The organism is Mycolicibacterium lutetiense, assembly GCF_017876775.1.
GTDB lineage: Bacteria > Actinomycetota > Actinomycetes > Mycobacteriales > Mycobacteriaceae > Mycobacterium > Mycobacterium lutetiense.
In genome coordinates this window covers 721,463-740,363 of sequence record NZ_JAGIOP010000002.1, presented here as the reverse complement: position 1 = coordinate 740,363, position 18,901 = coordinate 721,463, and the positions used below count along the sequence as shown (strand labels likewise).

Here is an 18,901-nt window from a genome sequence, read left to right as displayed (position 1 = left end):
ACGTCGTTACCCGCACTGCCACGTGAAGCTCACGCGGTCGAACGCCCCTGCCGCGAGATCTTGTGGCCGGATCATGAAGTAGAGAACACCGCAGTCACCCCACATGAATCCGGCATTCTCATCGGTGTCGAACTGGGCGAGCAGCTGCCATTCCCGTGACTCGGTCGTCACGGCCGGATCGCTCCAATCGAGTTCGTTTCGGCCGCCATCCGTTAGCTGCCCATAGGCGGTTTCGACCTCGACGGGGCCTTGGACGGGGTCTGGGTGACCACCGATCTGATGTAGCGGTCCGGGACTTGCCTGCCGCACGGCATCCAAGGTTTCGAACAGCCCACTCCATCCCTCGGTTGGCCAGTTTTCATCGTCTAGGTCCGGGTGCTCCGACGTCGGCCAGGTGAGGACCGGTTCAGCCCGAAGCTCAACTTCCGGGTAGGCGGTGATCGGCGACGGAGGCTCGGTCAGGGCGACCGGCAGATCCGCCGGGGTATGGATCACTCTCGCGCCATCATTCGTTCCGAACTGTGCGCCGACGACCTCGACGCCATCGTCGACCTGGCCGTCGAAGTAGAAGAACGACAGGAGCCCGTCCCGAGGGAATCCGGCAGCCTTGAGCGACTCCGGCACGTACCGGACGAGCTCCCGGCAATCGAGGGTGGCGATGTGCGCCAGCGGACCGTATCCCTCCCAGACCGGCCATGCCGCGTCTCGCGGAAGGGGCGCAGGTCCGCCCAGCCGGCCGACCGGTGCTGGGCCGGCGCTTCGCCGAAGCGCAAACCGACGTTTCGCGGGGGGCTGGGATGCCCGTAAACGGGTGCCCTCGGCCAACATCGACGTCCATCGCGCTCCGAGTTCGTCGCCCAGGTGTTGACGTCCGGCGGTCGCGACGCGTTCGCGGACAGTCTCGATCGATTCCATCTGTGTCCCTACCCCCGTGTCAGCAGCACCTCAATCTCCCTGGGGACACTAATCGGATCGAGTTGGTTTCGGCTGCCGCGGCTAGCCGACAATTTCGGATAACGATTACTATCTGAAATATGGTCGACGATCCAGGTAACGCAGCTGCGGCACCGGTACGGCTGACGAGAGCCGAGGCGCAGGCCCGGACCCGGGCTGCTCTCCTGGATGCCGCCGCCGAGACTTGCGCCCGCAAGGGCTACGCCGCGGCGTCGGTGGACGAGATCGCCGCCGCAGCGGGGTATTCGGTCGGGGCGGTGTATTCGAACTTCTCCAACAAGGAGCAGTTGTTCTCCGAGCTGATGAATGAGCGTGCATCCGGTCGGCTCGACCAGGTGGTCCGGTCTGTCTCCGAGGGCGCCGAGGGGGGACCGCTGACCGCCCTGGGCCAGGTGCTCGTCGAGATTGCCGACAACGACATCGAGTTCGAGGCGATCCAGGCCGAATTCTGGTTGCACGCCGTGCGCAATCCCGATGCCATGCGAATTTTGCAGGAGCGGTCGGCGCGCACACTGGCCTCACTGCGCGAGATCCTCGCCGAAGCGCTGGCGTGCAACAACATCGACGACAGCGTCTCGGCAGACGGATTCGCCGTGGTGGTACTCGCGCTCTTCCAGGGACTGATCCGGCAGCGCCGCATCGATCCGACCCGGGTGCCCGAGGATCTTTTCGGTGAGGCGCTGGCCTGGCAGTTGGCGGGAATGCCCAAGGCGTCGGCGGAGACATCCGCGGAAAAGGAGTAATTGCCATGGACCCATTGCGGATCGGGCTTTACGCCATGCCGGCCTACTTCGTGCTCTTGGCGGTCGAATTCCTCAGCTATCGCTTCGACAAAGACGGCAAGGGCGGAAAGGGATCAGCCCGGCCCCTGGCGGGGATCTCCTGGCGGGACAGTGCCACGAACCTGTCGATCTATGTACTTGGCTTTATCCTTCGGCCGCTGGACAAATTCATCACCGTTCCGATGGTTGCGATCGCCGCATCCGTGACGCCGCTGCATCTCTCGGCATCGCACTGGTGGGTCTGGGTGCTGGCGATCGTGCTGGCCGACCTTGCGTACTACCTGCAGCACCGGATGTCGCACCGCATTCGGATGTTCTGGGCCGCGCACAACGTGCACCACTCGAGCCAGTACTTCAACCTGTCCACCGCCATGCGGTTGTCCTGGCTGATTCCCGGATCGTTCCTGGCCACCATCGGGTACGTGGGAGTGGCGCTGATCGGCGTCCCGGCCTGGTTGGTCTTCCTGTCGCAGGCGATCGTGCTGCTCTACCAATTCCCGATCCACACCGAGCGGGTCGATCGGCTTCCGCGTGGGATCGAGTACGTGTTCAACACCCCGTCGCACCATCGCGTGCACCACGGAGCCAACAACCCATACCTCGACAAGAACTACGCCGGCATCTTCATCCTGTGGGACCGGATGTTCGGCACCTTCGCCGCCGAGGGCGAACCCGTCCGTTACGGCCTGACCAAGAACATCGACACCTACAACCCGCTCAAGGTGAACTACCACGAGTTCGTTGCGATGGTCGGCGATGTCTGGCGGGCGCGGACCTGGCGCGGCCGGCTCGGCTACCTGTTCGGGCCGCCCGGATGGAGCGAAAACGCCGAAACTGCAACGACTGTCGAGCGTGAGGCGCAGCAACTTTCGGTTCAGGGCGCGGTGCACTAGACGCGTCGGCGTCCGGAGTTGCCGACACTTGCCGGGCCGCCCGGTTCGTGACACTTCGATGTCATCGTCACGTTGTAGTGTGTGGCGACAAACTTCGACGTCAACACCAACAATCCAGGTGGCGCTCCCGATGCGACTGATTCTTGAGCTGATTCGCCCCTACCGGTTGCTGATCGCCGGAATCTTTGCCGTGCTGCTGGTGCAGATCGCCACCGGTCTCGCCGCGCCGTGGCCGCTCAAGGTTGTGCTGGACAGCGTGGTCGGTCACCACCCGCTGCCCGGATGGCTGCATGGTCTGCTGGGGCCGCTGCTGGGCGGCGAAACCAAGATGCACATCGCCGGCCTCGCGGCGATCATGGTGTTCGTCATCGCCTTGGTGGCAGCAATCGCGTCATATGTCTCCAACTACCTGACCGAAACCGTCGGCCAGCGCATCGGCAACGACCTACGCACCCGCGCCTACCACCACCTGCAGCAGTTGTCCCTCAACTACTTCGACACCCATCGCGTCGGCCCCATCTTGAGCACGCTCACCGACGACGTCGACACCATCCAGGGCTTCGCGTCGTCCTCGACCCTGGGCATCGCAACCGACCTGCTGACCATCGTGGGCATGTTGGCCATGATGTTGTGGCTGCAGTGGGACTTCACGCTCATCGCGCTCGCCGTGGCACCCCTGCTACTGCTGTTCGTGTCCCGGATCCGTAAGGCCGTGAAGGCGGCAACCCACGAAGTGCGCCGACGCGAATCCGACATCGTCGCCGTCGCGGAGGAGGGCCTGCAGTCCATCCGTGTCGTCAAGGCATTCGATCGCGAGGACATGCAGGAACGCGAGCTGGCGACCGCCGGCCAGCAGGCCGTCGATGCCGCACTCAACGCGCGGCGGGTGAAATCGGTGGTGTCACCGATCGTCGGCGTCGTGGTGGCCGCCTGTACCGCGGTCGTGTTGTGGCGGGGGTCGGCGCTCATCCTCGCGGGGGCGATGACGGCTGGCACGTTGACGGTGTTCATCTCGTACCTGGCGTCGTTCTTCAAGCCCGTGCAGGATCTGGCCAAGCTCACCAACACCATCGCGATGGCCTCGGTCGGGGTGGACCGCGTCAATGAGCTGCTGACCGCGGAGACGTCGGTCGAGGAGAAATCCGACGCGATCGATGCGGAGCGCATCAAGGGCGCGATCAGCTTCGAGCGCGTCGCGTTCAGCTACGACAGCACGACGCCCGTGCTGCGTGACGTCACCTTCGAGGTGAAACCCGGCCAGCTCGTCGGCGTCGTCGGACACACCGGAAGTGGAAAATCCAGTCTGGTCAGCCTGATTCCGCGGTTTTACGACCCGAGCATGGGCACTGTCCGGGTCGACGGAGTCGACCTGCGCGACTACAAACTCCACGAACTCCGCCGTCAGATCGCCTACGTACTGCAGGACACGGTCTTGTTCCGGGGCACCATCCGCGACAACATCGCTTTCGGCCGGCCCGACGCCGACCACGACGAGATCGTCGAGATGGCCAAACTGGCCAATGCCCATGAGTTCATCTCCGGGATGCCGCAGGGCTACGACAGTCCGGTCGGGGAGCGTGGGCTCACCCTCTCCGGCGGTCAGCGTCAGCGCATCGGTATCGCGCGTGCCCTCATCCGCGACAGCCCGATCCTCATCCTCGACGAACCGACCGCGGCGCTGGACGCCGAGTCCGAGCGTCTGGTGATGTCCGCGCTGCAGCGGTTGATGAAAGACCGCACCGTCATCACGATTGCCCACCGGCTCAGCACAATTCGTGACGCGAACAAGATCGTCGTGCTCGAGGAGGGCCGCGTCGTCGAACAGGGCACGCACAGCGAGCTACTGACCGCGGGCGGCAGATATGCCGACCTGCACCGCATCCAATACGAGGACGAGCCATCGTGACACGTTCGCTGATCATCCTGCCCGACGACTCGGCACAGCCGGTGATCGACGCGATCGGTAATTCCACCCGGTCGGTGCGCATCAAGATGTTCGCCTTCAGCCACCTGCCGTTGTTGGAGGCTGTGGTGGCCGCCCACCGGCGCGGCGTGGACGTCAAGGTCATGCTCAACCCCGAACGGCGCGACGGGGAGACCGACAACGACGTCGCGCGGGAGACGTTGCAGCGGTACGGCATCCAGGTCCGTGCCAGCAATCCCGCGTTCGACCTGACGCACGAGAAGTCGATGGTGGTCGACGATGAGCATGCGTTCGTCGAGTCGCTGAACTGGACCGAGGAGAACTTCACCGTGACGCGGGACTACGCCGTCGTCACACCCAGCGCCTATGAGGTCGCCGAGATCATCGACTGCTTCGAAGCCGACTGGGCGCGTGAGGACTTCGATCCCGGCGGTGGTGCGCACCTGATCTGGTGCCCGACGAACGGTCGGCATCGCATCGCCGAGTTCATCGACAGGGCCGAACACACTTTGTTCGTCCAGAATGAGCGATACCAGGACCCGGTGATCATCGAGCGTCTGGTCCGTGCGGCACGTCGTGGCGTGAAGGTTCACGTCATGGCCCGCGCGGCCCACCATCTCAAGTCAGGCAAGCTCCTCGAAGGTGTCAGCGGGATGCGCATCCTGGACGACGTCGGCATCAAGATCCACCGGCTCAAGCACATGAAGCTGCACGCCAAGATGATTCTCGCCGATCACGAGCGGGCCATCGTCGGCTCGATCAATTTCTCCCCGGGCAGCTTCGATCATCGTCGCGAGTTGGCCATCGAGGTGACCGACCACCACATCATCAAGCGGCTCAACGAGGTAGCGCATCACGACTGGAAACACTCTGAACCGATGGACCTCTCGGATGACGGGCTCATTGCCGATCTGGTCGGCCAGGATCCGCACGAACTCGACCAACTCGCCCTACACGACCGCGAAATCTGATGCACTGGCGGAACCGCGCGGCAAGGCACTGGCGCAACTAGGCTGGCGGCGTGCAGTTCAGTTAACGGCAACTGTAGGGAGAATCACGTGACTATCCGGGTGGGCGTTAACGGCTTCGGCCGCATCGGGCGCAACTTCTACCGGGCCCTGGCGGTGCAGCAGGCCGAGGGTAAGAACACCGATATCGAGATCGTGGCGGTCAACGACCTCACCGACAACGCCACCCTGGCTCACCTGCTGAAGTTCGATTCGATCCTGGGTCGCCTGCCGCAAGACGTCAGTCTCGAGGGCGAGGACACCATCGTCATCGGCGACAAGAAGATCAAGGCCCTCGAAGTGAAGGAAGGCCCGGCTGCGCTGCCCTGGGGTGACCTCGGCGTCGACGTGGTCGTCGAGTCGACCGGCATCTTCACCAAGCGCGACAAGGCCCAGGGCCACCTCGATGCGGGCGCCAAAAAAGTCATCATCTCGGCGCCGGCCAGCGATGAGGACATCACCATCGTGCTGGGCGTCAACGACGACAAGTACGACGGTAGCCAGAACATCATCTCCAACGCCTCGTGCACCACGAACTGCCTCGGCCCCCTGGCGAAGGTCCTCAACGACGAGTTCGGCATCGTCAAGGGCCTCATGACCACCATCCACGCCTACACCCAGGACCAGAACCTGCAGGACGGCCCACACCGGGATCTGCGCCGCGCCCGTGCCGCCGCGCTGAACATCGTGCCGACCTCGACCGGTGCGGCAAAAGCAATTGGCCTCGTCTTACCTGAACTGAAAGGCAAGTTGGACGGCTACGCGCTGCGCGTGCCGATCCCCACGGGTTCGGTCACCGACCTGACCGCCGAGCTGGCCAAGCCGGCGCCCGCTGACGAGATCAACGCCGCCATGAAGGCCGCCGCCGAGGGGCCGATGAAGGGCATTCTCAAGTACTACGACGCGCCCATCGTGTCGAGTGACATCGTCACCGACCCGCACAGCTCGATCTTCGACTCGGGCCTGACCAAGGTCATCGACAACCAGGCCAAGGTCGTCTCCTGGTATGACAACGAGTGGGGTTACTCTAACCGCCTCGTTGATCTGGTCGCACTCGTAGGAAAGTCGCTCTAATACCAATGACTGTTAAAACACTCGCTGACCTGTTGGCCGAGGGCGTGGAGGGGCGCGGCGTACTTGTCCGCTCCGACCTCAATGTCCCACTCGATGACGAGGGCGCCATCACCGACCAGGGCCGCATCATCGCCTCGGTCCCGACGCTCAAAGCGCTGGCCGAGGCCGGCGCCAAGGTCGTCGTCGCGGCGCACCTGGGCCGCCCCAAGGGAACCCCGGACCCGAAGTTGTCGCTCGCGCCGGTGGCCGCGGCACTGGGGGAGAAGCTCGGACGCCACGTGCAGTTGGCCGGCGATGTGGTCGGCACCGACGCGCTGGCTCGGGCCGAGGGGCTCACCGACGGCGACGTGCTGCTGTTGGAGAACATCCGCTTCGACCCGCGGGAGACCAGCAAGGACAATGCCGAGAGGTCGGCGCTGGCCCGTGAATTGGCAGCCCTGGTCGAGGGTGCCGACGGCTCGCCGGGTGCCTTCGTCTCCGATGGATTCGGTGTGGTGCACCGCAAGCAGGCCTCGGTCTACGACGTCGCCACCCTGCTGCCGCACTACGCGGGCACGTTGGTGGCCACCGAGGTCAAGGTGCTCGAGCAGTTGACCAGCTCGACCGAGCGCCCTTACGCCGTGGTGCTCGGTGGCTCGAAGGTCTCCGACAAGCTCGCCGTCATCGAGAACCTGGCCACCAAGGCTGACAGCATCGTCATCGGTGGCGGAATGTGCTTCACGTTCCTTGCTGCACAAGGGGTTTCGGTGGGGACCTCGCTGTGTCAGGAAGAGATGATCGACACCTGCAGGCGACTGTTGGACACCTACGGCGACGTGATCCACCTGCCGGTGGACATCGTCGTGGCCGACAAGTTCGCCGCCGACGCCGAACCGGAAACCGTGGCCTCCGACCGCATCCCCGAGGGCAAGATGGGCCTGGACATCGGCCCGGAGTCGGTCAAGCGCTTCACCGCGCTGCTGTCCAATGCCAAGACCGTGTTCTGGAACGGGCCCATGGGCGTTTTCGAGTTCCCGGCCTTCTCGGCGGGCACCAAGGGGGTGGCCGAGGCGATCATCGGCGCCACCGAAAAGGGTGCGTTCAGCGTCGTCGGCGGCGGCGATTCGGCGGCCGCGGTGCGACAACTCGGCCTGGCCGAGGACGGCTTCTCGCACATCTCGACCGGTGGCGGCGCGTCACTGGAATACCTTGAGGGCAAGACCCTGCCCGGCATCGAAGTACTGGAGTCGTAGACCATGCCGAAAGCCGCACGCAAGCCATTGATCGCCGGCAACTGGAAGATGAACCTCAATCATTTCGAGGCCATCGCGCTGGTGCAGAAGATCGCATTCGCCTTGCCGGACAAGTACTTCGACAAGGTCGATGTGACGGTCATCCCGCCGTTCACCGACCTGCGCAGCGTGCAGACGCTGGTCGACGGGGACAAATTGCGGCTCACCTACGGCGCCCAGGATGTGTCCCGGCACGATTCGGGCGCCTACACCGGTGAGATCAGCGGAGCGTTCCTGGCCAAGCTCGGATGCAGTTTCGTCGTGGTGGGGCATTCCGAGCGGCGGACCTACCACGGTGAAACCGATGAGCTGGTGGCCGCCAAGGCTGCTGCGGCGTTCAAGCACGGCATCACGCCGATCATCTGCATCGGCGAGCAGCTCGAGGTGCGCGAGGCGGGCAATCACGTCGAGTTCAACGTGAACTCCCTGCGCGGGTCCCTGGCCGGGCTCAGCGCGGAGCAGATCGGTCAGGCCGTCATCGCCTACGAGCCGGTGTGGGCCATCGGCACCGGCCGGGTGGCCAGCGCCGCCGATGCCCAGGAAGTCTGCAAGGCCATTCGCGCCGAGCTGGGGAACCTGGCGTCGCCGCAGCTCGCGGCCGGCGTCCGGGTGCTCTACGGCGGGTCGGTCAATGCCAAGAACGTCGGTGAGATCGTGGCGAAGGGCGACGTGGACGGGGCTCTCGTCGGCGGTGCCTCATTGGACGGTGAGCAGTTCGCCATCTTGTCGGCTATCGCTGCGGGCGGACCGCTGCCGTAACCCGGGGGCCTGGACCGGACACCTCACCGGGTAGTCTTACAGCCATGGAATTGGCCCTGCAGATCACTCTGGTCGTGACCAGCGTGCTGGTCGTGCTCTTGGTGCTGCTGCATCGTGCCAAAGGTGGCGGTCTGTCCACCCTGTTCGGTGGCGGTGTCCAGTCCAGTCTGTCCGGCTCCACCGTGGTCGAGAAGAACCTCGACCGGCTGACGTTGTTCGTGGCCGGCATCTGGCTGGTGTCGATCCTCGGCGTCGGGTTGCTGATCAAGTACGGCTAAACCCTCTGACCCGCCGTGCGGTACGCCGGCGGGGCAACGATACTGGGGACATGGCTGACGGTCCCGATACCGCGCTGGATCCGATCGGTGCGGTTCAGCGCACTCCGGTGGGCCGCGAGGCCACCGAGCCGATGCGTGAGGACATCCGGTTGCTCGGTGCGATTCTCGGCGACACCGTGCGCGAACAGAACGGAGCCGAGGTCTTCGACCTGGTCGAACGGGCCCGGGTCGAGTCCTTCCGGGTACGCCGCTCGGAGATCGACCGGGCGGAGCTGGCGGACCTGTTCACCGGTATCGATATCCACCAGGCGATCCCGGTCATCCGTGCGTTCACCCACTTCGCTCTATTGGCCAACGTCGCGGAGGACATCCACCGCGAGCGGCGACGCGCCGTGCACGAGGCCGCGGGTGAGCCCCCGCAGGACAGCAGTTTGGCCGCCACCTACCTGAAGCTCGATCGGGCCGACCTGGAAGCCGCCGCCGTCGCCGACGCGTTGAGCGGTGCCCTGGTGTCACCGGTGATCACCGCGCATCCCACCGAAACCCGGCGTCGCACCGTCTTCGACACCCAGCATCGGGTCACCGAGTTGATGCGGCTGCGCATGCACGGGCTCACACGCACCGCGGACGGGCGGGACATCGAGGTCGAGTTGCGCCGCAACATCCTGACGCTGTGGCAAACCGCGCTCGTTCGGTTGTCGCGACTCAAGATCTCCGACGAGATAGAAACCGGGCTGCGGTACTACCCAGCGGCATTCTTCGAGGTGATCCCACAGGTGAACGCCGAGGTGCGGAACGCGTTGCAGGCCCGCTGGCCGGGGGAGAACCTGTTGGAGCAGCCGATTCTGCGGCCGGGAAGCTGGATCGGTGGTGACCGGGACGGGAATCCCAATGTCGACGCGGGCGTGGTGCGGCTCGCCACCGGGCGCGCCGCTCACGTGGCCTTCGCGCACTACTTCACCGAGATCACCGCCCTGGAAGAAGAGCTGTCGATGTCGGCCCGGCTGGTCAGCATCAGTGAGGGGCTGGCCCTGCTGGCCGATGCCTGCGATGAGCCGGCACGTGCCGACGAACCCTACCGGCGGGCACTGCGGGTGATCCATGCGCGTCTGACTGCCGCCGGTCGCGAAATACTCGATGAGCAACCCGAGCACGAGCTCGACCTGGGCCGCACCGCCTACCGCAGTCCGCAGGAATTCCTGGCAGACCTCGACACCGTGGACGCTTCACTGCGAGGCCACGGCAGCGCGGTGCTGGCCGACGACCGGCTGAGCCGGTTACGAGAAGCGGTGCGGGTCTTCGGCTTTCATCTGTGCGGCCTGGACATGCGACAGAACTCCGAGGTGCACGAGCAGGTGGTCGCGGAATTGTTGGCCTGGGCCGGAGTCCATCCCGACTACGCGTCCCTTTCCGAAGCACAGCGGGTCGAACTGCTCGCGACCGAGATCGCCACCCGGCGACCACTGATCGGCGAGGGTGCCGAGCTGTCGGAGCTGGCCCGCAAGGAACTCGACATCATCGGTGCGGCGGCGCGGGCGGTCACCGTCTTGGGCGCCCAGGCCGTGCCCAACTACGTCATCTCGATGTGTCAATCGGTGTCCGATCTGCTCGAAACGGCGATCCTGCTCAAAGAGGCAGGCCTACTCGATGTTTCGGGTGCAGCGCACGGCGAGGTGTACGCACCGGTCGGGATCGTGCCACTGTTCGAAACCATCGAGGACCTGCAGCAGGGTTCGGAGGTCCTGCAGGCGGCTCTCGCGCTGCCGGTCTACCGCAGCATCGTCACCGCGCGCGGACAGCACCAGGAAGTGATGCTGGGCTACTCGGACTCGAACAAGGACGGCGGCTACCTGGCGGCCAACTGGGCGCTGTACCGAGCCGAACTGGACCTCGTCGAAGCCGCGCGCACGACCGGGATTCGGTTGCGGCTGTTCCACGGACGGGGCGGCACCGTGGGCCGTGGTGGCGGACCGAGTTACGACGCGATCCTCGCGCAACCGCCCGGCGCGGTGAAGGGGTCGTTGCGTATCACCGAGCAGGGTGAGGTGATCGCGGCGAAGTACGCCGAGCCACGGATCGCGCACCGCAATCTGGAGACGCTGCTGGCCGCGACGCTGGAATCGACCCTCCTCGACGTCGAGGGCCTCGGCGGCGAAGCCGGCCCCGCTTACCAGGTGCTCGACGAGCTGGCCGCCCTGGCGCAGCGGTCCTACGCCGAATTGGTCCATGAAACACCAGGATTCGTCGAATACTTCAAGGCTTCGACACCGGTCAGCGAGATCGGCGCACTCAACATCGGCAGCCGGCCCAGCTCACGCAAACCGACGACCTCCATCGCCGATCTGCGGGCCATCCCGTGGGTGCTGGCCTGGAGCCAGTCCCGCGTGATGCTGCCGGGTTGGTACGGCACGGGCAGCGCGTTCGCGCAGTGGATCGCCGACGACGAGACCAGGCTCTCGGTGTTGCAGGATCTGTACCGACGCTGGCCGTTCTTCCGCACGGTGTTGTCGAACATGGCCCAGGTGCTGGCCAAGTCGGATATGGGTTTGGCGGCACGGTATTCCGAGTTGGTCGCCGACGAGGAACTGCGGGCCCGGGTGTTCGACAAGATCGTCGCCGAGCACACCCGCACCATCGACATGTACAAGCTGATCACCGGTCAGGACGACCTGCTCGCCGACAACCCGGCCCTGGCCCGGTCGGTGTTCAACCGGTTCCCGTACCTCGAACCGCTCAATCACCTGCAGGTCGAGCTGCTGCGCCGGTACCGCGGCGGGGATACCGACGAGCGGGTGCAGCGTGGCATCCTGCTCACCATGAGCGGATTGGCGACAGCGCTGCGCAACAGCGGCTGAATCCGGACCCGCCCTACAGGCCGGCGCTCTTGCGGACCCGGTCGATCATTCCGCGCACCGCACTCTCCGTCGCTGCCAGCGGTGCCATCACGGCCTCGCCGATGCCGACGATGACCTCGACCCGATCCACGATCGCCTCCAGGCGCTCGACCATGCCGATGAGGCGAGGTGCGAGTTCGTCGATGCGGGTGATGGTTTCGTTGAAGCGGTCGAGCGTGACATCCAGGCCACCGGTCGACCTGTTGAGATCGACCAGGGTGCTGCTGAGATCGGTGAGCAGCGTGTCGACCTGCTCGACGGTCATATCGGCATTGAGTGCAGCCTGCGTCAACGTCCGGATTCGTTGCCGCCCGGAGTTCGGGCGGGTGCGGCCGTCCCCTTTGTCTGCCATGCCAGACAGTATGGCCGGTGGGGAACCAAACGCGGACCAACCGCGTCTGAATGGTTGTGCGGCAATTCTGCGAACACCGAGCCCGGTCGGCTGTGGTGACTGACCGGCTCACGCCCAACCGTCAGGTGGCCGACTACCTGGCCGGTTATGCCGAGGCCTTGGCCGACCGAACCGGCGAGTGGGAGGGCGGCACCTCGGACGACTAGTGGGTCGGCTCAGAGCTTGCTTGCCGCAGCCTCGTCGAGTAACCACACCGTCCGGTCGCGACCGATCGCGCCCGCGGCGGGGATGTCGACCGGATCGGCACCACCGATCGCGGCGGCGACGGCGTCGGCCTTGGCCTCGCCGGACACCACCAGCCACACCTCGCGGGACTTGCGAACCGCCGGAAGCGTCAACGTGATTCGGCGTGGCGGTGGCTTGGGGCAGTCGGCCACGCCCACCACCATGCGGTCATTCTCACGCACTGCGTCGGTGTCGGGAAACAGTGAGTTGATATGTCCCTCGCCGCCCATACCGAGCAGATGCACGTCGAACTCGGGCCCGGGAGGGTCGAAGTTGGCGGCCAGCAGCTGTGCATACCCGGCGGCGGCCGCGGTGAGATCGTCACCGAATTCGCCATCGCTGGCGGCCATCGCGTGCACGTTGACGTCCGAGATCCCGACATGGTCGAGCAGTGCCTCGCGGGCCTGCTTGTCGTTGCGCTCGTCGTCGTCCTGCGGTACGAAACGCTCGTCGCCCCAGTAGATGTGCACCTTCGACCAGTCGATCTCGCCGCTGCGCTCACCGACGCGCTTGAGCAGGCCGATTCCCGTTCCTCCGCCGGTGAGCACGATGTTGGCATGACCACGCGCGGAGATCGCCGACGCGATGGCACCCACCAACCGGTCTCCGGCTGCGGCCACCAGTGCGTCGGTGTCGGCGTAACGCTCGATAACAGTGCTCATACGTACTGGACCTTGTCGATTCCCGTGAGTGCGTCGTAGTAGATTTCGTCGGCGTCGAGCCGGCGCAGATCCTCTGCCAGGCACTCCTTGGCTTCGCGGCGGGCCAAGGGCACCAACGCATCAGGCTTGCCGGTTCGGCTCAGTACTGCGGTGACGCCGGTCTGCGGCCGCGCCAGGGTCACGGTTTCGCTGGGCCTGGTCAGCTCGACCTTCAAGTCACCGGTTGTCCGCGTCACCGGCCCGTCGATCCGGTTGGCGAGCCAGCCGGCCAGGATGTCGAGCGCGGGCTCGTCCTTGAGCCCGGACACCAGCGCCGAGGTGATGGGTTCGTGTGGCGGCTGATCGATCGCGGCGGCCAGCAGCGCGCGCCAGTAGGTGACGCGGCTCCAGGCGAGATCGGTGTCACCATCGGTGTAACCGTTGAGCCTGCTCTTGATGCAGGCCAGCGGATCAGAGCCGTTCGTGGCGTCGGTGATCCGGCGAATCGCCAACTTGCCCAGCGGATCCTGTGCAGGGACGGCGGGGGCGAGATCGGGCCACCAGGTCACCACCGGCGTGTCTGGCAGCAGGAACGGCGTCACGACGCTGCTGGAGTGGTTGGCCAGCGGGCCGGACAGTCGCAGCACCACCACCTCGTTGGCGCCGGCATCGCGGCCTACCCGTAGCTGGGCATCCAGCCGGGCCTCCGTGGTCAGACGGTCCCCGGGGAGAGCCACGATCACGCGGCACGGATGCTCACGGCTGGCCGCGTTGGCCGCGTCGATGGACTCCTCCAGCAGCGCTTCACTATCGAGGGCGATGACGAGTGTCAGTACCCGACCGAGAGTGATCGCGCCGCCCTCTTCGCGCAGTGCGACGATCTTCTTGTTGATCGCCCCGGTATTGGTCTCGGGCAGATCGACAATCACGGCCGCCTCCATTCCCGGCCTGACCGGCGCAGCATCTCGAACGATGATTCGGGGCCCCAGGTTCCGGACTCGTAGGAATCGGGCTTACCGTGGCTAGCCCAGTACTCGAGTGCGGGATCCAGGATTTTCCAACATAATTCGACCTCGGCGTTGACCGGGAACAGCGATGGCTCGCCCAGCAACACATCGAGGATCAGGCGCTCGTAGGCCTCCGGTGACTCCTCGGCGAAGGCCGAACCGTAGGAGAAGTCCATACTGACATCGCGGACTTCCATGATGTGGCCTGGAACCTTGGACCCGAAACGCAGGGTGATGCCTTCGTCCGGTTGGACCCGGATCACCAGCGCGTTCTGGCCGAGCTCATCGGTCATCGTGGCATCGAAGGGCAGGTGCGGTGCGCGCTTGAACAACAGTGCGATCTCGGTGACCCGGCGGCCCAGGCGTTTTCCGGTGCGCAGATAGAACGGCACGCCCGCCCAGCGTCGGGTGTCCACATCCAGCGTGATGGCTGCGAACGTCTCGGTGGTGGATGTCTTGGAGAAGCCTTCCTCGTCCAACAACCCGACGACCTTCTCGCCGCCCTGCCAACCCGCGGCGTACTGCCCCCGAGACGTCGTCTCGTTCAGCGGCTCGGCGAGGCGGGTCGCCGAGAGCACCTTGATCTTCTCGGCTTGCAGTTCTGCGGGGGAGAAGCTCACCGGCTCTTCCATCGCCGTCAGCGCCAGTAGCTGCAGCAGATGGTTCTGGATGACGTCGCGGGCGGCGCCGACTCCGTCGTAGTAGCCGCCGCGCCCGCCGAGACCGATGTCCTCGGCCATCGTGATCTGCACGCTGTCGACGTAGTGCGAGTTCAACACCGGCTCGAACATCTCGTTGGCGAAGCGCAGTGCCAGGAGGTTCTGGACGGTCTCCTTGCCCAGGTAGTGGTCGATGCGGAACACCGACGACTCGGGAAACACGCTGTTGACGACAGAGTTGAGTTCCTCGGCGCTCTTGAGGTCGTGGCCGAACGGCTTCTCGATGACTACCCGGCTCCAGCTGCCCTCCGGCTTGTCGGCCAGCCCCGATTTCGACAGTTGCTCGCAGACCTGGGGGAACGCGTTCGGCGGGATAGACAGGTAGAACGCATGATTGCCGCTGGTGCCGCGCTCGACATCGAGTTTGTGCAGCGTCTCTGAAAGACGCTCGAACGAGGCGTCATCGTCGAAAGTGCCCTGCACGAACCGGAATCCCTCGGCGAGGCGGTCCCAGACCTCCTGATGGAACGGGGTGCGGGCGTGCTGCCTGACCGCATCCAGGACAATCTTGCCGAAATCCTCGTCCGCCCAATCGCGGCGTGCGAAGCCCACCAGCGCGAAGCCGGGTGGCAGCAGGCCGCGATTGGCCAGGTCGTAGATGGCCGGCATCAACTTCTTGCGGGCCAGATCGCCCGTCACGCCGAAGATCACCACCGCACAAGGCCCCGCGATGCGGGGCATGCGCTTGTCGCGCTTGTCCCGCAAGGGATTACGCCAGGCGGTGTCGGGCCTGCCGTTGGCCGGGCTCATCGCGTGGCGGCGTCGAGTTGGCCCTGGGTCGCGTCGAGCAGTTCCTGCCACGACTTCTCGAACTTCTCCACGCCCTCGTCTTCGAGCACCTTGAACACATCGACCAGGTCGATGCCGACGGCGCTGAGTTTGTCGAAGGTCTCCTGCGATGCCGCCGCGGTCCCGCTGATGGTGTCACCGGTGATCTTGCCGTGGTCGGCGACCGCTTCCAGCGTCTTCTCCGGCAAGGTGTTCACCGTGTTGGCGGCGACCAGCTCGGTGACATACAGCGTGTCCGAGTAGTCCGGATTCTTGACGCCGGTCGAGGCCCACAGCACGCGCTGAACGCGGGCACCGTCGCCCTTGAGCGCCCCGAAACGGTCGCCCCCGAAGACCTCTTCGTAGGCCGCATAGGCCAGGCGCGAGTTGGCCACACCGGCCTTGCCTCGCAGGCCCAAAGCCTCGTCAGAGCCGATCTTTTCGAGTCGGGCATCGATCTCGGTGTCCACCCGGGACACGAAGAACGAGGCGACCGAATGGATCTTGGACAGATCGTGGCCGGCTTCCTTGGCTGCCTCCAGGCCGGCCAGGTAAGCGTCCATCACACCGCGATGCCGCTCCACCGAGAAGATCAGCGTGACGTTGACCGAGATGCCCTCCGCGATGACCGCGGTGATCGCGGGCAGCCCGGCAAGTGTCGCGGGAATCTTGATCAGCAGGTTGGGCCGGTCGACGATCTTCCACAGCTCGATCGCCTGCAGGATCGTCTTCTCGGTGTCGTGGGCCAGTCGCGGATCGACCTCGATGGACACCCGGCCGTCGACCCCGTTGGAGGCCTCGTACTGCTTGGCCAGGACGTCGCACGCGTTGCGGACATCATCGGTGGTGACGGTGCGGATGGTGGCGTCGACGTCGGCTCCCCGCTCGGCCAGTTCCTTGACCTGAGCGTCGTAGGCGGTGCCCTTCGACAGCGCCGCCTGGAAGATCGACGGGTTGGTGGTGACGCCCACAACACTGCGGGTATCGATCAGATTCTGGAGATTTCCGGTTTGCAGCCGCTCGCGTGACAGATCGTCGAGCCAGACGGATACCCCCGCCGCGCTCAGCGCCGCGAGGTTCGGGTTCTGAGTCATGTTCGCCTTCTCCTGCCAGTCGTGAGTTAGTTGTCCAGGGAGCGTTCCGCCGCGGCCGCCACGGCCTCGGCGGTGAAACCGAACTCTCGGAACAGCGTCTTGTCGTCGGCGGAGGCTCCGTAGTGCTCGATCGAGACGATCTCGCCGGTGTCTCCGACAAGCTTGTACCAACTCTGCGCCACTCCGGCCTCAACCGCCACCCGGGCAGACACCGCGGGCGGCAGCACCGAATCGCGGTATTCCCTTGGCTGCGACTCGAACCACTCGACACACGGCATCGACACCACGCTGGCGTTGATCTCCTTGTCGGCCAACAGCTTCTGTGCCGCGACGGCAAGCTGAAGTTCGGAGCCCGTGGCGATGATCACCACGTCAGGGTTCTCCTCCGGGGTTCCGCCGAGCACGTAGCCGCCACGGGAAACACCGTCGGCGCTGGTGCCTTCGAGTACCGGGACGCCCTGGCGGGTCAGGATCAATCCGACCGGGCCGGTGCTGGCGGTGCGCTCGAGCACGGTCTTCCACGCGTAGGCGGTCTCGTTCGGATCGCCCGGTCGGACCACCGAGAGGTTCGGGATCGCGCGCAATGCGGCCAGGTGTTCGATCGGCTGATGCGTCGGGCCGTCCTCGCCGAGCCCGATCGAATCGTGCGTCCAGACGTAGATCGGATCGATGTTCATCAACGAGGCCAAACGCACGGCCGGCCGCATGTAATCCGAGAACTGGAGGAACGTTCCGCCGTAGGCCCGGGTCGGGCCGTGCAACACGATGCCGGACAGGATCGCGCCCATGGCGTGCTCACGGATACCGAAGTGCAAGGTGCGGCCGTACCAGGTCGCATTCCAGTCCTCGGTCGAGATCGACGGCGGTCCGAACGAGTTCGCGCCCTTGATCGTGGTGTTGTTGCTGCCGGCTAGGTCGGCCGAACCACCCCACAGCTCGGGCAGCGTCTGTCCGACCGCGGCCAGAACGGCCCCGGAGGCGGCGCGGGTGGCCACCGGCTTGGAATCGAGCTCCCAGTGCGGCAGATCGGCGTCCCAGCCCTCAGGAAGTTCCTTGGCCTGCAACCGATCCAGCAGCGCCTTGCGCTCGGGCTCACGCTTGGCCCAGGCGTCGAAGGTCACCTGCCACTCGTCGTGGACCTGCTTGCCGCGGGTCACCAGCTCACGCGTGTGGGCGATGACGTCGTCGCGCACCTCGAAGCTCTTGTCGGGGTCGAAGCCGAGGATCTTCTTGGTGGCGGCCACTTCGTCGGCGCCCAGCGCCGAGCCGTGCACGCCGCCGGTGTTCATTTTGGTGGGGGCGGGGTAGCCGATGATCGTGCGCAACGCGATGAACGACGGCTTGTCGGTCACCTTCTTGGCCTCAGCGATGGCTTCTTCTATTCCAGTGACGTTCTCGCCGCCCTCGACCTCCTGGACGTGCCAGCCGTAGGCGCGGTAGCGCGCGGGCACGTCCTCACTCAGTGCGATGTCGGTGTTGTGCTCGATGGAGATCTTGTTGTCGTCCCAGAACACGATGAGGTTGCCGAGCTGCTGGGTGCCCGCGAGCGACGACGCTTCGCTGGTGACGCCCTCTTCCATGTCGCCGTCGGAAGCCACCACGTAGATGTAGTGGTCGAACGGGCTCTCGCCCGGAGCGGTGTCGGGATCGAACAGCCCGCGCTCGTAGCGCGCGGCCATCGCCATCCCGACCGCCGACGCCAAACCCTGGCCCAGCGGGCCGGTGGTGATCTCCACACCCTTGGTGTGGTGGTACTCGGGGTGGCCCGGGGTCAGCGAGCCCCAGGTGCGCAGCGCCTCGATGTCGGACAGTTCCAGGCCGAAACCGCCGAGGTACAGCTGGATGTACAGAGTGAGGCTGGAGTGCCCACAGGACAACACGAAACGGTCCCGGCCGATCCACTGGGTGTCGCTGGGATCGTGGTGCATCTGCCGCTGGAACAGCGTGTAAGCGAGGGGAGCCAGGCTCATCGCGGTTCCCGGGTGGCCGTTGCCGACCTTCTGCACTGCGTCCGCCGCAAGCACCCGGGCGGTATCGACGGCAACGCTGTCGACTTCGGTCCAGTCATCGGGGTGGATGGGCTGGGTGAGAGCGGTGATCTCTTCGGCCGTGGTCACTAAGGTCACTTCCTCGTCATCTATCTGCTGATACGTCGGCGCAGTTGCCATGCTGCTACCTCAAACACCCTAGTGGGGCGGA

16 protein-coding genes are annotated in these 18,901 nt (G+C 65.4%); 9 read left to right on the top strand and 7 right to left on the bottom strand.

Annotated features, from left to right (window positions below; genetic code table 11):
- Positions 1-6 precede the first annotated feature (6 nt).
- Entirely contained in the window at positions 7-915 is a 909-nt protein-coding gene (locus tag JOF57_RS12830) for a YwqG family protein (protein WP_209916942.1), read from the bottom strand.
- 119 nt (positions 916-1,034) lie between these two features.
- Here JOF57_RS12830 and JOF57_RS12825 point away from each other — a divergent pair, with 119 nt between their 5' ends.
- From JOF57_RS12825 to ppc, 9 genes are all read left to right on the top strand, one after another.
- The gene (locus JOF57_RS12825; RefSeq protein WP_209916940.1) at positions 1,035-1,697 is read left to right on the top strand and encodes a TetR/AcrR family transcriptional regulator; all 663 of its coding nucleotides are present in this window, start codon (positions 1,035-1,037) and stop codon (positions 1,695-1,697) included.
- Between the two features lie 5 nt (positions 1,698-1,702).
- A complete protein-coding gene (locus tag JOF57_RS12820; RefSeq protein WP_209916937.1) occupies positions 1,703-2,629 on the top strand; it encodes a sterol desaturase family protein in 927 nt (308 codons plus the stop codon).
- A 130-nt stretch (positions 2,630-2,759) separates the two neighbouring features.
- Entirely contained in the window at positions 2,760-4,535 is a 1,776-nt protein-coding gene (locus tag JOF57_RS12815; protein WP_209916935.1) for an ABC transporter ATP-binding protein, read from the top strand.
- Positions 4,532-5,524, top strand: coding sequence for a phospholipase D-like domain-containing protein (locus JOF57_RS12810; RefSeq protein ID WP_209916933.1), 993 nt, complete (start codon positions 4,532-4,534; stop codon positions 5,522-5,524). The genes JOF57_RS12815 and JOF57_RS12810 overlap by 4 nt, the downstream gene beginning before the upstream one ends.
- 87 nt (positions 5,525-5,611) lie before the next feature.
- On the top strand, positions 5,612-6,634 hold the full coding sequence (gene gap / locus JOF57_RS12805; RefSeq protein ID WP_209916931.1) for a type I glyceraldehyde-3-phosphate dehydrogenase: 1,023 nt from the start codon (positions 5,612-5,614) through the stop codon (positions 6,632-6,634).
- Between the two features lie 5 nt (positions 6,635-6,639).
- Complete coding sequence (locus tag JOF57_RS30960; RefSeq protein ID WP_234938131.1) at positions 6,640-7,866, top strand: phosphoglycerate kinase; 1,227 nt, start codon at positions 6,640-6,642, stop codon at positions 7,864-7,866.
- A gap of 3 nt (positions 7,867-7,869) precedes the next feature.
- Entirely contained in the window at positions 7,870-8,664 is a 795-nt protein-coding gene (tpiA, locus tag JOF57_RS30955; RefSeq protein ID WP_234938130.1) for a triose-phosphate isomerase, read from the top strand.
- A 44-nt stretch (positions 8,665-8,708) separates the two neighbouring features.
- Positions 8,709-8,942: a preprotein translocase subunit SecG gene (gene secG, locus JOF57_RS12795; protein ID WP_163661689.1), complete on the top strand. Its 234-nt coding sequence runs from the start codon at positions 8,709-8,711 to the stop codon at positions 8,940-8,942.
- A gap of 50 nt (positions 8,943-8,992) precedes the next feature.
- Positions 8,993-11,797 (top strand): phosphoenolpyruvate carboxylase, encoded by a 2,805-nt coding sequence (ppc, locus tag JOF57_RS12790; RefSeq protein ID WP_209916929.1) that lies wholly within the window; start codon positions 8,993-8,995, stop codon positions 11,795-11,797.
- Positions 11,798-11,810: 13 nt separating this feature from the next.
- Here ppc and JOF57_RS12785 read toward each other — a convergent pair whose 3' ends face one another.
- The 6 genes from JOF57_RS12785 to tkt form a co-directional block, all read right to left on the bottom strand.
- On the bottom strand, positions 11,811-12,188 hold the full coding sequence (locus JOF57_RS12785) for an ATPase (protein ID WP_209916927.1): 378 nt from the start codon (positions 12,186-12,188) through the stop codon (positions 11,811-11,813).
- Positions 12,189-12,403: 215 nt separating this feature from the next.
- A complete protein-coding gene (gene pgl, locus JOF57_RS12780) occupies positions 12,404-13,135 on the bottom strand; it encodes a 6-phosphogluconolactonase (RefSeq protein ID WP_209916925.1) in 732 nt (243 codons plus the stop codon).
- Positions 13,132-14,043, bottom strand: coding sequence for a glucose-6-phosphate dehydrogenase assembly protein OpcA (gene opcA / locus JOF57_RS12775; protein WP_209916924.1), 912 nt, complete (start codon positions 14,041-14,043; stop codon positions 13,132-13,134). The genes pgl and opcA overlap by 4 nt, the downstream gene beginning before the upstream one ends.
- The gene (gene zwf, locus JOF57_RS12770) at positions 14,040-15,590 is read right to left on the bottom strand and encodes a glucose-6-phosphate dehydrogenase (RefSeq protein ID WP_209916923.1); all 1,551 of its coding nucleotides are present in this window, start codon (positions 15,588-15,590) and stop codon (positions 14,040-14,042) included. The genes opcA and zwf overlap by 4 nt, the downstream gene beginning before the upstream one ends.
- On the bottom strand, positions 15,587-16,702 hold the full coding sequence (gene tal / locus JOF57_RS12765; RefSeq protein ID WP_209916922.1) for a transaldolase: 1,116 nt from the start codon (positions 16,700-16,702) through the stop codon (positions 15,587-15,589). Before tal ends, zwf begins: the two co-directional genes overlap by 4 nt.
- Before the next feature lie 26 nt (positions 16,703-16,728).
- A complete protein-coding gene (gene tkt / locus JOF57_RS12760; RefSeq protein WP_209923319.1) occupies positions 16,729-18,819 on the bottom strand; it encodes a transketolase in 2,091 nt (696 codons plus the stop codon).
- Between the last annotated feature and the right edge of the window lie 82 nt (positions 18,820-18,901).

What these genes read in the sequence shown, in the direction of transcription:
- JOF57_RS12830 (WP_209916942.1), bottom strand. Translation starts at nt 915, where the DNA reads ATGGAATCGATCGAGACTGTCCGCGAACGCGTCGCGACCGCCGGACGT.
- JOF57_RS12825 (WP_209916940.1), top strand. Translation starts at nt 1,035, where the DNA reads ATGGTCGACGATCCAGGTAACGCAGCTGCGGCACCGGTACGGCTGACG.
- JOF57_RS12820 (WP_209916937.1), top strand. Translation starts at nt 1,703, where the DNA reads ATGGACCCATTGCGGATCGGGCTTTACGCCATGCCGGCCTACTTCGTG.
- JOF57_RS12815 (WP_209916935.1), top strand. Translation starts at nt 2,760, where the DNA reads ATGCGACTGATTCTTGAGCTGATTCGCCCCTACCGGTTGCTGATCGCC.
- JOF57_RS30960 (WP_234938131.1), top strand. Translation starts at nt 6,640, where the DNA reads ATGACTGTTAAAACACTCGCTGACCTGTTGGCCGAGGGCGTGGAGGGG.
- tpiA (WP_234938130.1), top strand. Translation starts at nt 7,870, where the DNA reads ATGCCGAAAGCCGCACGCAAGCCATTGATCGCCGGCAACTGGAAGATG.
- secG (WP_163661689.1), top strand. Translation starts at nt 8,709, where the DNA reads ATGGAATTGGCCCTGCAGATCACTCTGGTCGTGACCAGCGTGCTGGTC.
- ppc (WP_209916929.1), top strand. Translation starts at nt 8,993, where the DNA reads ATGGCTGACGGTCCCGATACCGCGCTGGATCCGATCGGTGCGGTTCAG.
- JOF57_RS12785 (WP_209916927.1), bottom strand. Translation starts at nt 12,188, where the DNA reads ATGGCAGACAAAGGGGACGGCCGCACCCGCCCGAACTCCGGGCGGCAA.
- pgl (WP_209916925.1), bottom strand. Translation starts at nt 13,135, where the DNA reads ATGAGCACTGTTATCGAGCGTTACGCCGACACCGACGCACTGGTGGCC.
- zwf (WP_209916923.1), bottom strand. Translation starts at nt 15,590, where the DNA reads ATGAGCCCGGCCAACGGCAGGCCCGACACCGCCTGGCGTAATCCCTTG.
- tal (WP_209916922.1), bottom strand. Translation starts at nt 16,702, where the DNA reads ATGACTCAGAACCCGAACCTCGCGGCGCTGAGCGCGGCGGGGGTATCC.